General features: G+C 32.7%; 13 protein-coding genes, 1 tRNA gene and 1 pseudogene. 12 read left to right on the top strand and 3 right to left on the bottom strand.

Annotated features, from left to right (window positions below):
• The first annotated feature begins 717 nt into the window (after positions 1–717).
• The 9 genes from tpx (at position 718) to AC9UEH_RS10945 (ending at position 10,849) form a co-directional block, all read left to right on the top strand.
• Entirely contained in the window at positions 718–1,215 is a 498-nt protein-coding gene (tpx, locus tag AC9UEH_RS10905; RefSeq protein ID WP_509531711.1) for a thiol peroxidase, read from the top strand.
• An 8-nt stretch (positions 1,216–1,223) separates the two neighbouring features.
• Positions 1,224–1,598 carry a diacylglycerol kinase family protein gene (locus AC9UEH_RS10910; protein WP_509531712.1) on the top strand — a complete coding sequence of 125 codons (375 nt, stop codon included), beginning with the start codon at positions 1,224–1,226 and terminating at the stop codon, positions 1,596–1,598.
• A gap of 39 nt (positions 1,599–1,637) precedes the next feature.
• A complete protein-coding gene (locus AC9UEH_RS10915) occupies positions 1,638–4,070 on the top strand; it encodes a DNA translocase FtsK (protein WP_509531713.1) in 2,433 nt (810 codons plus the stop codon).
• Positions 4,071–4,126: 56 nt separating this feature from the next.
• Positions 4,127–4,765, top strand: coding sequence for an outer membrane lipoprotein periplasmic chaperone LolA1 (gene lolA1, locus AC9UEH_RS10920; RefSeq protein ID WP_509531739.1), 639 nt, complete (start codon positions 4,127–4,129; stop codon positions 4,763–4,765).
• A gap of 6 nt (positions 4,766–4,771) precedes the next feature.
• Entirely contained in the window at positions 4,772–6,202 is a 1,431-nt protein-coding gene (locus AC9UEH_RS10925; protein ID WP_509531714.1) for an LptF/LptG family permease, read from the top strand.
• Positions 6,203–6,207: 5 nt separating this feature from the next.
• Complete coding sequence (gene ribB, locus AC9UEH_RS10930) at positions 6,208–7,341, top strand: 3,4-dihydroxy-2-butanone-4-phosphate synthase (protein WP_509531717.1); 1,134 nt, start codon at positions 6,208–6,210, stop codon at positions 7,339–7,341.
• A gap of 162 nt (positions 7,342–7,503) precedes the next feature.
• Positions 7,504–7,591: transfer RNA gene (locus AC9UEH_RS10935), tRNA-Ser, on the top strand.
• 248 nt (positions 7,592–7,839) lie between these two features.
• Positions 7,840–9,087 carry a site-specific integrase gene (locus AC9UEH_RS10940; RefSeq protein ID WP_509531719.1) on the top strand — a complete coding sequence of 416 codons (1,248 nt, stop codon included), beginning with the start codon at positions 7,840–7,842 and terminating at the stop codon, positions 9,085–9,087.
• Between the two features lie 265 nt (positions 9,088–9,352).
• Positions 9,353–10,849, top strand: coding sequence for a hypothetical protein (locus tag AC9UEH_RS10945; RefSeq protein WP_509531721.1), 1,497 nt, complete (start codon positions 9,353–9,355; stop codon positions 10,847–10,849).
• Here AC9UEH_RS10945 and AC9UEH_RS10950 read toward each other — a convergent pair.
• Positions 10,829–10,999, bottom strand: coding sequence for a hypothetical protein (locus AC9UEH_RS10950; protein ID WP_509531724.1), 171 nt, complete (start codon positions 10,997–10,999; stop codon positions 10,829–10,831). The genes AC9UEH_RS10945 and AC9UEH_RS10950 overlap by 21 nt on opposite strands.
• Positions 11,000–11,417: 418 nt before the next feature.
• Here AC9UEH_RS10950 and AC9UEH_RS10955 point away from each other — a divergent pair, with 418 nt between their 5' ends.
• The 3 genes from AC9UEH_RS10955 to AC9UEH_RS10965 are packed head-to-tail and all read left to right on the top strand — an operon-like array spanning position 11,418 to position 13,177.
• Positions 11,418–11,705: a helix-turn-helix domain-containing protein gene (locus tag AC9UEH_RS10955; protein WP_509531727.1), complete on the top strand. Its 288-nt coding sequence runs from the start codon at positions 11,418–11,420 to the stop codon at positions 11,703–11,705.
• Positions 11,706–11,715: 10 nt separating this feature from the next.
• Entirely contained in the window at positions 11,716–12,534 is an 819-nt protein-coding gene (locus tag AC9UEH_RS10960; RefSeq protein ID WP_509531730.1) for a transcriptional regulator, read from the top strand.
• The gene (locus tag AC9UEH_RS10965) at positions 12,518–13,177 is read left to right on the top strand and encodes an ATPase (RefSeq protein WP_509531733.1); all 660 of its coding nucleotides are present in this window, start codon (positions 12,518–12,520) and stop codon (positions 13,175–13,177) included. The genes AC9UEH_RS10960 and AC9UEH_RS10965 overlap by 17 nt, the downstream gene beginning before the upstream one ends.
• Before the next feature lie 126 nt (positions 13,178–13,303).
• On the opposite strand, the gene AC9UEH_RS10970 is transcribed toward AC9UEH_RS10965, so the two are convergent.
• Together AC9UEH_RS10970 and AC9UEH_RS10975 are read right to left on the bottom strand one after the other, a co-directional pair.
• Entirely contained in the window at positions 13,304–14,188 is an 885-nt protein-coding gene (locus AC9UEH_RS10970; protein ID WP_509531736.1) for an IS982 family transposase, read from the bottom strand.
• 320 nt (positions 14,189–14,508) lie between these two features.
• Positions 14,509–14,952: pseudogene (locus tag AC9UEH_RS10975) on the bottom strand (IS1 family transposase); the annotation flags it as partial.
• Between the last annotated feature and the right edge of the window lie 56 nt (positions 14,953–15,008).

A 15,008-nucleotide genomic window follows, 5' to 3' on the forward strand; every position in this document is an offset into this window, starting at 1 on the left:
GGTTCTTTTTTATTGGAACGACGGGTTCGCAAGCTCGGTTCGTCGCCTTTCTTTATAGAACCCCAGCTTTTTAAGCTGGGGTTCTTTTTTATTGGAACGACGTGTTCGCAAGCTCGGTTCGTCGCCTTCCTTTAATCTGAACTCGTTTCAGATTCTAAACCCCCAATTTGAGAAGGTTGGCTTTTATATAAATAAGAAGTTTTAAAATATTGGAAGACCTTCGGGTTTACTTTATGCTCCGCTAGTTCGCATTGCAAGTGTCAAATGTCGGCTCTGGTTGCCACAAGGAGGTTTGCTGGGACGATTAGGATAAAGCCTCGGGTCTTTAAGGTACTAAAACAAGAAAAAGTAGCGTTTTTTGTACGCTCACCAAGACGCTGACATTATCAAGAAAGTTGTAATAAAAAAAGAGTAGAATTTTTATCAAAGATCTGATTTTTATAATCTATTGGATGGTGAAATAATTTCTAAACATCAATTTTATTTATGAAATATCAAAGAGAAACTATCGACCTTTAAAAATCCTTTCGTGCAGTGTAGAATAAAGATTAGCAGTACAAAATTTTTTCCAGGGATTTGATTGATTTTTAACTGATAATGCGGTAATTTGTTTCAGCGATTAAACAAATCAACAAATGTTTAAAAACGTATTGTCATAGGCTTTTTTTTTATTCCCAAAATAAATGCTTACTTTTGAAACTTAAAAAAACAGTAAAAATGGCAGCAATTAAATTAGGAGGAAATCCAATAAATACAAGTGGTGAATTACCAAAAGTAGGGTCAAAAGCAATCGATTTTAAATTGGTTAAAGGCGATTTATCAATAGTAACATTATCTGATTTTGCTGAAAGTAAATTGGTTTTGAATATATTTCCAAGCATTGACACCGGAACATGTGCCGCTTCTGTTAGAAAATTCAACGAAAAAGCGAGTACTTTGGCAAATACAAAGGTGTTGTGCATATCCAGAGATTTACCTTTTGCACAAAGTCGTTTTTGTGGTGCGGAAGGACTTGAAAATGTAATTAATCTTTCAGATTTTAATACCGGAGCTTTTGGAAAAGACTACGGTTTGGAAATTTCAGACAGCGTTTTAGCAGGTTTACATTCCAGAGTAATCATTGTTATTGATGAAAACGGTGTAATTTCACACATAGAACAAGTGGGAGAAATTGCCAACGAACCTAATTATGATGCGGCTTTAGCAGCACTTTAATATCGAATATGGAATTTCAAAAAGACAATACCTTTTTTACGGGAAGGTTTAAAAGCATTGGATTTGCATTTAAGGGCGCTATCAAATTGATAACGACTGAGCACAGTATCATGGTGCAATCGTCAATAGCGGTAGTGTTGATTATTGCAGGTTTTTACTTTCATATTTCTCACGAAGAATGGATGTTTCAAACCTTAGCAATTGGCTTGGTTATAAGTATTGAAGGATTGAATACAGCTGTTGAAAAAGTAGCCGATTTTATTCACCCTGAATTTCATCATAGAATAGGTTTTATTAAAGACATTGCGGCTGGTGCCGTATTTTTTGCCGCATTGACAGCAATCGCAATAGGTTTGATGATCTATTTACCTAAATTTATATAAATAGAACTCTTTGTTATAATATAATTAGTACAATCCAGAATGGCAAAAAAGACACTTACGACCGATAAAAAAGAAGCTAATTCTGAGGATAAAAAACCCTTGAAGTTAGGAAGACAATATAAAATCTTATTCGGTTTTATTTTTATATTGTTTTCTGTGGCCTTGTTATTGGCTTTTATTTCATTTTTTATTCACGGGCAGGAAGATCAAAGCGCAGTAGCTGAGTTAGGAAATCGTTCTGAAACAGTAAACAATTGGTTGGGAAAATTCGGTGCCTTTTTAGCAGATTTGTTCATATACAGAGGTTTTGGTGTTGCTTCCTTCTTATTTGTAAAATTGTTTTTCTTGACAGGGGCTTTCTTGGTCATGGATCTTTCAATGAAAAAAATGAAAAATGTATGGTTTTGGGATTTATTTGCAATTGTAATACTATCTATTTTATTTGGCTTTTTCGCAACATCCATACCCGAATTAGGTGGAACGATTGGTTATGAAATGAACTTGTTTTCTCAAGCTTATATTGGAAAATCGGGAACGCTTTTGGTATTAATATTAGGTGTAATTATCTATTTGATTTTCAAAATAAAAATAGCTCCTGATGCGATAAAAACATTTTTTGAAAGAACTAAAAAAGAAATCGACACCGAATTAACACCTTTAAACAAACCTATTTCTGAAGGTTTGTATAATTTAGAAGAATTTGCGGTTACAGAAGACGAAATTGAAGAACCAATTTTGAAGCCGGCATCGCAATTTGAAATTAACAAAGAAGCACTGAAACCGACCATTAATAACGCTTCCGAAATTAATATGGATCCTATTTTGAAAACAACACCTTTTTCAATTACAACACCTGTTGAAGAGGTTTATAAGGAGTTACCTGATAGTGAATTTGTTATTGAAAAAGCGCACGAAGAAGATATTGTAGAAGAAAATTTAGCAGCTCGTTTGGTAGCCGATTTTGGATTATTTGATCCGACATTAGAATTATCGAACTATAAATTCCCAACATTAGATTTATTAAAAGAATACTCCTCTGGTGGGATTACAATCAATCAGGAAGAATTAGAAGAGAATAAAAACAAAATTTTAGAAACGCTTCGCAATTATAAAATTGAGATTGCACAAATAAAAGCAACTGTTGGTCCTTCGGTTACGTTGTATGAAATTGTACCAGAAGCTGGAATTCGCATTTCAAAAATCAAGAGTTTGGAAGACGATATTGCATTGTCGCTATCGGCTTTAGGAATCCGTATTATAGCACCAATTCCTGGTAAAGGAACTATTGGAATTGAGGTTCCAAACAAGAATCCAACGATGGTTTCTATGAAAAGTGTAATTGGTTCGGCACGTTTTCAAGAGGCTGAAATGGAATTGCCAATTGCTTTAGGGAAAACAATTTCCAATGAAACATTTGTAGTTGATTTGGCTAAAATGCCCCATTTATTGATGGCAGGAGCTACTGGACAAGGAAAATCTGTTGGTTTGAATGCCGTACTAACTTCCCTATTATACAAGAAACATCCCGCAGAAGTAAAATTTGTTTTGGTAGATCCAAAGAAAGTGGAGTTAACGCTTTTCAATAAAATAGAAAGACATTATTTGGCTAAATTACCCGATTCTGGCGATGCCATTATCACTGATAATGCAAAGGTTGTAGACACGTTGAATTCTCTTTGTGTGGAAATGGACAATCGGTATTCGTTATTGAAAGATGCGATGGTTAGAAATATCAAGGAATACAATGATAAATTTAAGGCTCGTAAATTAAATCCTGAAAATGGACATCGTTTTTTACCTTATATTGTATTGGTTGTTGATGAGTTTGCCGATTTGATTATGACCGCCGGAAAGGAAGTGGAAACACCGATTGCAAGATTGGCACAATTGGCAAGAGCCATTGGAATTCACTTAATTATTGCCACGCAACGCCCATCTGTAAATGTAATTACGGGTTTGATAAAAGCAAATTTTCCAGCGAGAATAGCGTTTAGAGTAACTTCAAAAATTGACTCTAGAACTATTTTAGATACACAAGGAGCTGATCAATTGATTGGCAGGGGTGATATGTTATATACGAATGGGAATGATGTTGTACGGGTGCAATGTGCATTTATTGATACGCCAGAGGTAGAAAAAATAACAGAATTTATTGGTTCGCAAAAAGCGTATCCAGACGCCTATTTGCTTCCAGAATTTGTAGGTGATGAAAGTGGCATTAATCTTGATATGGATATTTCAGACAGGGATTCCTTATTTAGAGAAGCTGCCGAAATTATTGTAACAGCACAACAAGGTTCTGCATCGCTGTTGCAAAGAAAACTCAAATTAGGCTATAACCGTGCGGGAAGATTAATAGATCAGTTGGAAGCTGCAGGAATTGTTGGTCCATTTGAGGGAAGTAAAGCACGAAATGTAACTATTTCAGATTTGGCAGCTCTTGATCAATTTTTCAGTAATGAACAAAACTAAATCCTAAAATGAAAACCAAGAATACGCTATTTCCAATGAATATAAAACCATTCAAAATGTGTTTTATACTTGTGGCTATTACAATGTTGACGAGTTTTGGCTTACAAGCGCAAGATAAAAAAGCCAAAGCATTGTTAGACGAAGTGGCTTCTAAAATTAAAGGTTATGACAATATTATCATTGATTTTAAATATTCTTTAAACAATTTAAAGGAAAATATCAATCAGGAAAGTAAAGGAAACGTTACAATGAAAGGCAATATGTATGTATTGAATTTAATGGGCGTAACGAAAATATTTGATGGGAAAAAGACGTATACCATCAATCCTGAAGATGAAGAAGTTTCGATTTCTAAGTCAAATGAAAAAGACGAAAATAGTATTACACCGTCAAAAATGCTTATTTTTTTTAATAAGGGCTTTAAATACTATTGGGATATTCCTCAAAATGTTAAAGGTCGAAAAATACAGTTTATTAAATTAATTCCTAATAATTTAAAAGACCAACGCAAAGAAATTCTTTTAGGAATTGATATTCAAACTAAAAACATCTATAATTTAATTGAGGTTGGAAAAAATGGTACCAAGACGACTTTAACTGTTAATTCTTTCAAAACCAACCAGCCCTTGTCAAAGAATCAATTTACTTTTGACGCAAGTAAGTACCCAAAATACTACATCAATAAATTAGATTAATTTTAAGTGAAGATACTTGATAAATATATTTTAAAAACGTTCACGTTTACATTTACTACTGTATTTGTAATTTTATTTTTTGTATTCATCCTTCAAACTATATGGCTTTTTATTTATGATTTGGCAGGTCGTGATTTGGATTTAATGCTAATTATTAAATTTTTACTTTTCGGAATGCCACGAATTATTCCATTGGTATTACCGCTTTCAGTTTTACTGGCTTCAATAATGACTTTTGGAAATTTGGCTGAAAACTATGAATTTGCAGCAATGAAATCTGCAGGAATATCGTTACAACGGGCAATGAAAAGTTTAACGATATTCATATTATTCCTGAGTGTTTTGGCTTTCGTATTTGCCAATAATGTAATTCCCTATGCCGAATATAAATTTATCAATTTCAGAAAAAACATAGCCCAAAGAAAGCCAGCCATGGCAATTGCTGCGGGTCAGTTTAGTAAAATTGGGTATTATACTATTAAAGTTGATAAAAAATCGGGGGAAAATGGTAACCATTTAACAGGAATTACCATTCATAAAAAATCATTGCGTGGCGATGGCGTGAGTACTGTTATTAAAGCAAAAGACGGTGATTTGTTTAGTAATGAAAAGTCAAATATTTTAAAATTAGTTTTGAATGATGGCTATTATTATGAAGATTTGATTCCAACAAATTATGAAGATAGAAAGAAAGTTCCATTTGCGAAAGCTTCTTTTAAGAAAGATGTAATTAATCTCGATTTATCGATATTAAATGGAGATCAAACCGATCAAAAAATTACCAACACCACTACAATGTTGAACATGAGCGAATTGAATTACACGATAGATTCTTTGCATAAAATTTATAACCGGGATTTAGTTTCATTTGCAGAAAACATACACCAGCGAACAGGCTTAATGAATGTTAACAAATCCATTTTACCGCTGAAAAAAGATACTATAAAAGCTGATTTATTTTCACTTATAAGCGATAGCGAAAAGCTTCAAATACTTGAATATGCTTCAAGTTCAATAACGAGTATCATTTTTTCAATTGATAGTTCAAAAGATGAATTGCTGAGTAAGCAAAAAATAATAAACAGCCATTATAATGCTTTATATGATAAATTTGTAGTGGCATTTGCTTGTTTGATGATGTTTTTTATCGGAGCACCCTTGGGAGCAATTATCAAAAAAGGAGGGATTGGGCTTCCAATTGTATTTGCAGTTTTGATATTTATTACCTTTAACTTTATAAATACTTTTGGTAAAAAATTAGCAGATGAAGATGGCATAACACCATTTTTAGGATGTTGGATGTCGTCAATAATTTTAACTCCAATAGCACTTTTATTAACATATAGAGCTACAAACGATATTGGATTAATCAATATTGATACTGTTTTACAGCCTTTTCAAAAATTATTTCAAAAATTATTCCTATCACAAAAATAAATCAAATGTCAATTTTAAAATTCAAGTTAAATACAATAGAAGAAGCCATTGAAGATATTCGTCAGGGCAAAATCATAATTGTTGTTGATGATGAAGATCGGGAAAACGAAGGAGATTTCTTGGCTGCTGCCGAAAAAGTAACTCCTGAAATGATAAATTTTATGGCTACGCACGGACGAGGATTAATTTGTGCCCCGTTAACAGAGAGTCGATGCAAAGAATTAGGATTGCATGTAATGGTTAATAACAATACCGATCCTATGGAAACAGCATTTACGGTTTCTGTAGATTTGCGGGGCAACGGAGTAACCACTGGAATTTCAGCTTCCGATAGAGCGAAAACAATTTTGGCATTGATAAATCCCCAAACAAAATCCCACGATTTGGCTCGACCGGGACATATTTTCCCATTGATAGCAAAGCAAGGTGGCGTTTTAAGGAGAACAGGACATACAGAAGCAGCAATTGATTTTGCCCGTTTGGCAGGTTTAAAGTCGGCAGGTGTGATTGTTGAAATAATGAATGAAGATGGTTCCATGGCTAGGTTACCCCAATTGGTTAAAGTAGCTAAAAAATTCAATTTAAAATTAGTTTCTATTGAAGATTTGGTTGCCTATAGAATGCAACACGATAGTTTAATTGTTAAGAAAGAAGATTTTGAGATAGAAACTCGTTTTGGCCATTTTAGATTGAGAGCTTACTTACAAACAACTAACAATCGAATTCATATTGCCTTGACTAAAGGAACTTGGAATATTGGTGATGCTGTATTGACTCGTATTAATGCAACATTAATCAATAATGATATTTTAGGCACGCTTACGAATGACGCCAACAAGAAATTATGCGACCTCTTTGAGTTGATTAATGCAGAAGGAAAAGGAGCAGTGTTATTTATTAATCAAGAATCTCATTCTGATGATTTATTAAATAGAATTATCGAATTAAAAGAATTACAAAATAAAGGAGTTTTCAAGGCGCCACAAATCAAAATGGACAATAGAGATTTTGGAATAGGAGCACAAATTTTACACGATATTGATATATCAAAAATTAGGTTGCTCTCTAATACTGAACAAACTAAGCGAGTTGGTATGATTGGTTATGGATTGGAAATTATAGAATATGTAAAATATTAATATTTTAAAGGTTCTTGATTGGTACATTTTTTATCATTGACTATAAAGTATTAAAAATTAATTAGATATAATTAAACTTATATTTTCTGAATAAATATATTTGAAATCAAAAAAAGGTCACTATATTTGCAACCGCATTGAGGAAATTATACGCCTCTTATTGGAGAAATGGCAGAGCGGTCGAATGCGGCAGTCTTGAAAACTGTTGACTGTAACAGGTCCGGGGGTTCGAATCCCTCTTTCTCCGCCAGTTGTTTCACAAAAACCTCTAAAACCCCCTAAATCTAACGATTTAAGGGGTTTTTTTATTCCTCAATATATCAAAATTATACATAGTTTCTCATAGTTCGAGGGGCACAATTCGGGGTACATAAATAATTTTAAAATTATGTACCCCTATCTGTCAAACCCCTTTTAAAATAAGGGGTTCATCTAATGGACATCTTGTTTTGTGTTAATAGTATTATTAATTTTCTATTAACTTAAAGGTTACCAATTATGAGTGCAACAATTTCAATCCTCTTTTATCTAAAAAGGGCTAAGGTTAACAGCCAAGGGCTAACACCTATTTTTCAGAGAATCACAATCGATGGTAAACGTTTAGACAATAGTACTGGAAAGTATATTGATCCTTCTAAATGGTCGCCAGTTTTGTCAAAAATGAAGGGTCTTTCAGAAGAAGCTCGAACAATTAATGGACATCTTGAAAATTTAAAAGCTTTAGTTTTAAAATCCGAAAGCAATTTATTGAAAAAAGATATTGCTATAAATGACGAAACATTGAAAAATGAAATGTTCGGCACCAAAGAACGCCGAAGAATGCTTGTGCCTATTTTCGAAGAACACAATCGAAAAATCAAAGAACTATTAGGAACCGAGTATGCACCAGGAACTTTAGAACGGTACAGAACATCACTCAAACACACACAAGATTTTATCTTCTGGAAGTACAATATTTCAGATATAAATATTGATAATATAGATAATGCTTTTATCACCGAATATGAATTTTATTTAGGAAGTGTAAGAAAATGTAACAACAATACCGCAGTTAAGTATATCAAAAACTTTCATAAAGTCATAAACATTTGCTTGGCCAACGGTTGGCTAATAAAAGACCCTTTTGCAAATTACAAATCAAAAATCAAAGAAGTAATCCGCGAATATTTGAATACTGAAGAAATCGAAATGATGATGAACAAAAAATTTGTTTCTAACCGTTTGGAAATTGTACGTGACATATTTGTTTTCAGCTGCTTCACTGGGTTGGCTTATATTGATGTAAAACAACTAACGCCAAATCACATTAGTTTTGGTATCGATGGAGATAAATGGATTTTCAAAAACAGACAGAAAACAGACACAGCTTCCAAAATACCTTTATTGCCTATTGCACTTTCAATAGTCAATAAATACGCCTCCCACCCTATTTGCCTAAACGAGGACCGACTTCTCCCAATACTAAGCAATCAAAAAATGAACGCCTACCTAAAGGAAATTGCGGATGTTTGTGGCATCAATAAAGAATTGACTTTCCACATTGCCCGGCATACATTTGCAACCACTGTAACGCTCTCAAATGGAGTTCCAATTGAAACCGTAAGTAAAATGTTAGGACATACCAATTTGAAAACTACTCAACATTACGCCAAGATTTTAGATATTAAAATCAGCAATGATATGATGCTGCTTAAAGAAAAATTCAAAAATAATACTCCAATCATTGAAACCAAATCAATAAGCTAAAACCACACCATTGCAAAGATTTTATTACATTTATAAAAATCCCTCTTTATGGTTGTAGCCCTTTTTATTGTAATTTAGTAGGTGTGCATAATATATTTAATCACATTTGATGTAATATGTTAATATTTGTTTAACTTGCTGACATCAAAAGGATAGATTTATTTCTTTTTTTGTTGAGGTTAATTCATTGTTTTAAAGCATCTACTAGCCAAATAAATATTTTTTTATAGGTAAATTAAGTTACATAATTTCTAAATCAGGGACAATGAAACAGAATTATACCCTCGAAGTTTACGATTCCCTATTCAATGAAATTAAACATTCCCGAAAAACCAATCATAAAGAGGTAATCTCTTTTCTAAAACTATGTTCTGAAGACAGCCACCACATACACGAGGTCAATTTCTCTAAATCGGATGGACTTGTAAGCTATGTTATCAAAGACAAAATCCATAACCTGCACCATAAGGCTCCCGATTTTCATCCAACAAATTACGGCATCAACTCCGAGTTTGAAGAGTTCATTCCTAAAATACTTCAGGATCTAAATATTCAAAATACAACCACCTCGTTCTGCTGGAGTTCTTTCCACGAAAACGACACCCTAATTATTTGTGAACAGTGTCCAATTGAAGAAATTGCACCCGAAAACCTTTTCTTCCTTTTTTGCTGCCAAAAACTAAAACAGGAGAATAACAAAATCATAAAAATTAATAAAGAAAGAGTATTTAGTCTCAAATCAAAAGGCAGAATCGAGCACTTTATCCAAAGAAAACAACAGGCTTTAGAAAATTTATCACATCGGGTTATTCGAGACATCAATCCTGCAGTAGCAATTGAAATATATAATTTTTCGTCCGAATACAACAAAAGGGACTGCTTAAAAGTAGTGTACATTTATTTGGAAAAACTCTTGCAGTTCATTGAAATTGAATACTTAAAATACCTCGATATTGAAATCCAAGTTCCCTTCAAAACCTTACTTGTAAAAGAACTCGAAATTGACAATAAAATGAACTTTGTAAAAACCAATCTTTTAGAAATAAATCTGGACAACCGACTCTTACAAATTGCGTATCAACCCATTTTAAAAATCACAACTTTCAATATAAATCAACAAATTACGTACAATGAATTTAACTATTACTCCAACTATATCTCTCAATTTTACAAGTATTTAAACAATAGTACTCAAAGCCCTACATCAGATACTATTATCGAATGGCTTCTGGATTTAAATCTTAATAATTTGGAGTTTTTTGACTACAGTACAAATAATATTATGGAAGCTTTAAAGTTCGAAAGTTCAGACAATGAAAAAATAAATAAATTGTACCAACTGCTAAAATATTACAACCAAAGGCAGACCAGAAACTTTATGAAATTAAAGCAAAATCTACCGTCTTTAAAACACCAAATCATCAATTGGATTGAAGAAGAAATTGAATATTTAAATAAGAAAAATAGTCTTGAAAAAGGAAATCCATTTCAAATTATACACCAGGAGGAATTAGAAAAAATGAGTACTAATTTATCTGTAGCACAGCTCAGTTATTTCTTTGGGTTACTTTCTCAAACAGGCTTGATTAATCCGAAAAGTCAAATCGAATTATTTAGATTCATTGCTGCAAATTTCAAAACAAAGTCAACAACAACTATTTCAGAATCAAGCATAAAAAATAAGTTCTATAATGTTGAAGATACAACTGTAAATAAAATACGTGAAAAAATATTTGAACTTTTAAACCTTACGAAGTTGTAAGACTTCTTTCATTAGGCGCCAGCCGAAACCCTCCATTTGTAATAAATCTTCATTGTCAATTTTTAGTAATAAAGCGACAGTCACTATATGGTGGTATGTCATAAATACGGCAAGTTCTGGGGACGCTTGCATTGCTTTTTTTTCTTCCATAATTCTAATTTCTTTTCGGTTGTTCCTAATTGCGAAACAATTAGAAACAACCAGCGTGGGACATCAATAAATCAGCCACAGAGGTACCGCCAAGCACCCATTGCACCAATAAACTGAGCCCACGCTTTACGTGGGCGAACAGTATATTTTCTGGTGCAAGATAAATTTGGCGGTTTTCTGCGGCACAGTAAATAACTTTCGCTACTTATATTTTAAAAGAGTTGCCCCTTTTTTTGTTTCAAAAAACAAAGTTAATCATTATTCAATAAAATAAGCAAAAACACCCTTATAAAAAAAACTTTTTTGACGTGAATAGGCTATTTTGTTGGCTTTTGTGGGGGGTGGCGCCACCCCCTGACACTGGCGCGGTATTGCTTTAATATTTTCCTTTGTCATTCAATTTCTAAAAAGAAAAAATATGGCTATTCAAGTGGTTACCCAAGACGATTTAAACGACTTTCGTTTGTTGCTTTTAAATGATTTAAAAGAAATTTTTAACACCAAAGCAACCCCAGTAAAAAAGTGGCTCAAATCCACAGAAGTAAGAGAAATGCTCAACATTTCTAACGGAACACTACAAAGTTTCCGGATCAAAGGAATTCTAACTTTTACTAAAATTGGAGGCATAAATTACTACGCTCACCATGAAATCGAAAAACTCTTAGAATCCAAAAGCGTAAAAGCAATTCCAACACTTTTCAAATAAATAAATTACGATGAATTACATCAAACAACTCACAGGTTTTTTTGACCGAGTAGTACTCGATCAAAATCTAAATCCAACGCATGTAAGTCTTTACATTGCCTTGTTTCAGTACTGGAACCTCAACCGTTTTCAAAATCCAATTAGTATCACGAGAGACGATATCATGTCAATTAGTAAGATTTGTTCTAAATCAACGTATCATAAATGTATGCGAGATTTACACAACAAAGGCTATGTAATTTACAGCCCATCTTTTAATCCATTTAGGGGTAGTTTAGTCGAAATGTTAGACCTCGTTTTGGCACTAAAAATCATCGAAAAAAAGAACGGAACTAATCCAAAAAACAAACTCGTTAATGGACAAGCTCTGAACAAGCAGAAGACAAGCACTGGACAAGTACTGGGACAGGCACTGGTACCTTCTATAAACATAATAAACAATGCAAACAATGCAAACATTTTAAACTTTGGTAAAAACGAAAAAACACCAAAAAACAACTTGTCCAAAATTGCTACAGCTAAAAATATTGAAGTTACCCAAAAAAAGTTGCGCGAAAAAAAGGGTACAGAAATTCAAAACACCATTCCGCCAGAGTGGCAAAATGTACTTGATTTTTTCATTGAAAAAAACGCAACGGAAACCGATGCGCAAAAATTCTTCAACCACTTCCAAAGCAACGGTTGGCTCGTTGGGGGAAAATCAAAAATGAAAGACTGGAAAGCAGCTTCCCGAAACTGGCTATTAAACGCCGTAAAATTCCAACAAAACCAACCGCAACCAAACCATTTGCACTCTCAAAACCTTAAAAATTATGCTGAACCATTGTAATTTATTATCCGATACTTACACCATTCAAAACGGCTACAAACACTATGATTTCAAGAAATGCTTGTCTTTTATCGAGTACAAAGGCAAGCAAGAATTCGGTCAAAATTTCAAAATCAAAGAAGAAGATTTGGAAACAATTTTCAAACTAATAATCTACATGATCAAAGATGAAAATAACGCCTTAAAACTGCAATTAAATCTATCAAGAGGTATTTTGTTGTCTGGACCAATTGGATGCGGTAAAACCTCCTTAATGCGATTAATTACCCCATTTGCAAACTCATTTTCAGATTACAAAATCAAAACATGTAGGGAAATTTCTTTTGAGTTCGCAAAAAACGGTTACGAAGCCATAAACTCATACACCACAAAACAGAACAATCAAATCCGTTTAACGGGTTATTGTTTTGACGATTTAGGCACCGAACAACAGATAAAACACTTCGGAAATGACTGCAACGTAATGGCTGAAATTCTAATCACCAGGTACGAACAATTTGTAGAAAACAATTCTATAACGCACATCACCACAAACCTTGCAGCTTTTGAAATAGAAAACCACTATGGAAACCGACTTCGCTCCAGGATGCGAAACATGTTCAACCTCATCACATTTAGTCCAAGCAGCTCGGATAAACGGTAATTTTTTTACAATAAATAAAAATAGTTTGGATTACCTTTGACCGCAAGATAAACCCTAAAATTTAGGGTTTATCTTTAAACGATTAGTAATGGCAAAAAATACCTATATTTAACCCGTTGGGTGTAATTAAATTATTTGATTCTTAATATTATTAATTGGTCTATCAAAGATGAATTTATTGACATATTGAACCAATGTTAATGCTGTTATTTTAGCTAAAATTCTTGTTTTAAATCCCTCGAAAGATTTAGCGTAATTGTTTCTAATTTTGAACTGGTCACATAATTGAGAAAATAATGTTTCAATTCTTTTTCTTGATTTTCTAAAGATATAAGCCTGTGGTTTATAATCTACTTGATTTTTTCTTTTTGGAGTTTCTAATTTGATATTTACCGTTTGAAACAAATCCAATTGAATAGTTTTTGACAAATAACCTCTATCTCCAAGTAGCACACAATCAGACATTTGTTGTTTTATATTCTTTAAAAAATGTACATCATGAACTTCTGCTTTTGTAATATCTAACGAATGAAAAATACCTGATACAGAACAAACTCCGTGAAGTTTATATCCATAAAACCAAGTGTTTTGTGAAGCACAAAATCCTTTTGATGGAGCTGTTTCAAACTCTTTTTTACAGATTTTAATTCTTCGATGACGAGCAAATTTGCAAATCTCTAAGGGCATACTATCAACAATAAAGTAATCTTCAAACTCCAAAAAACGAGAGGCTAATTTTAATCTAACTTCTTCTGAAAATAAAAATAATTTTCTTCTTCTTTTATTGAACTGACTTCGCTCAATTAAATTTGGAATTTGACTAGTGTCAATCAATTTAAACAATGAGTTTTCACTGTCAATCGACATAAATTCAGCTGTCAAACTCAATGCAACTATCTCTAAATCAGACATTTTGCTCTTTCGCCCAACTCCAGATTTATATTCTAATTCACAATTCAAAGAACTTATAACTCCTAAAACTCTTAAATAATTTTTAACTATATTTGCCATAAATGTTGGTTGTTTAGCGACTTCAAGATACTGAATTTCAGTATCTTGACCAACATTTAATCAATTTATTTTACTTTAAATAATTGCACCCAACGGGTTATATTTAAGAAAAAACAATACATTAAAAAGATTGAATTCCTCGAATTGCCCGAAGCAATAAATGGACTTTTAAGTCTGATTGAGCTTCCTGATTATATCGATTATTTGTGTAAAATAAACACTAGGCAGAAAACAAGGGAGATGTAATTGAAATTTGATTTCTAATTAGGTGTTATTTCAAAATGTGGTAAGTTTTAGTTTTCCCCCCTATTAAATATTAATTATCCCCAAAAATAGATTTTCAGAATACAATGTAATATCAAGTAGCTCCTTGAAAAACGAATACTTCGTCTGTTCAATCTTTTTAAGTTTGTTCGCATCGAGAGATTGTGTCTTTCGATAGAATTGGTGCCAAATTTTTTTACGCTATGTATTTTCTTTGCGATGAGGTATTTATAGTGTTTCAAGCCATCTGTAAAAATGGTTTTGGGCGCTGCTAATTTTAAGGTTTTCAACACAACATTCAACGTTTTATTGGTTCTTGCACCAATATTAAAACTAACGATTTTTTTTGTTTCCCGCTCCAGTGCATAAACAATCCAAATTAATTTATCCTTTCTTTTAATGAAGGTGTGCATTTCATCTACTTCATACGACTTTCCCATAGGAATGGTTGGTGCTTTTATTTTCATGGCAATGGTGAGAATACGTTTTAATAATGTGGTATTTGGATATGCAAATAAAACCCGCAGTATTAGTTAAGCAACATTTTTAAAATTAT

Source organism: Flavobacterium sp., assembly GCF_040402835.1.
Lineage (GTDB): Bacteria > Bacteroidota > Bacteroidia > Flavobacteriales > Flavobacteriaceae > Flavobacterium.

Coding starts and splice junctions, on each gene's coding strand:
- tpx (WP_509531711.1), top strand. CDS start 718: ATGGCAGCAATTAAATTAGGAGGAAATCCAATAAATACAAGTGGTGAA.
- AC9UEH_RS10910 (WP_509531712.1), top strand. CDS start 1,224: ATGGAATTTCAAAAAGACAATACCTTTTTTACGGGAAGGTTTAAAAGC.
- AC9UEH_RS10915 (WP_509531713.1), top strand. CDS start 1,638: ATGGCAAAAAAGACACTTACGACCGATAAAAAAGAAGCTAATTCTGAG.
- lolA1 (WP_509531739.1), top strand. CDS start 4,127: ATGTGTTTTATACTTGTGGCTATTACAATGTTGACGAGTTTTGGCTTA.
- ribB (WP_509531717.1), top strand. CDS start 6,208: ATGTCAATTTTAAAATTCAAGTTAAATACAATAGAAGAAGCCATTGAA.
- AC9UEH_RS10940 (WP_509531719.1), top strand. CDS start 7,840: ATGAGTGCAACAATTTCAATCCTCTTTTATCTAAAAAGGGCTAAGGTT.
- AC9UEH_RS10945 (WP_509531721.1), top strand. CDS start 9,353: ATGAAACAGAATTATACCCTCGAAGTTTACGATTCCCTATTCAATGAA.
- AC9UEH_RS10950 (WP_509531724.1), bottom strand. CDS start 10,999: ATGGAAGAAAAAAAAGCAATGCAAGCGTCCCCAGAACTTGCCGTATTT.
- AC9UEH_RS10955 (WP_509531727.1), top strand. CDS start 11,418: ATGGCTATTCAAGTGGTTACCCAAGACGATTTAAACGACTTTCGTTTG.
- AC9UEH_RS10960 (WP_509531730.1), top strand. CDS start 11,716: ATGAATTACATCAAACAACTCACAGGTTTTTTTGACCGAGTAGTACTC.
- AC9UEH_RS10965 (WP_509531733.1), top strand. CDS start 12,518: ATGCTGAACCATTGTAATTTATTATCCGATACTTACACCATTCAAAAC.
- AC9UEH_RS10970 (WP_509531736.1), bottom strand. CDS start 14,188: ATGGCAAATATAGTTAAAAATTATTTAAGAGTTTTAGGAGTTATAAGT.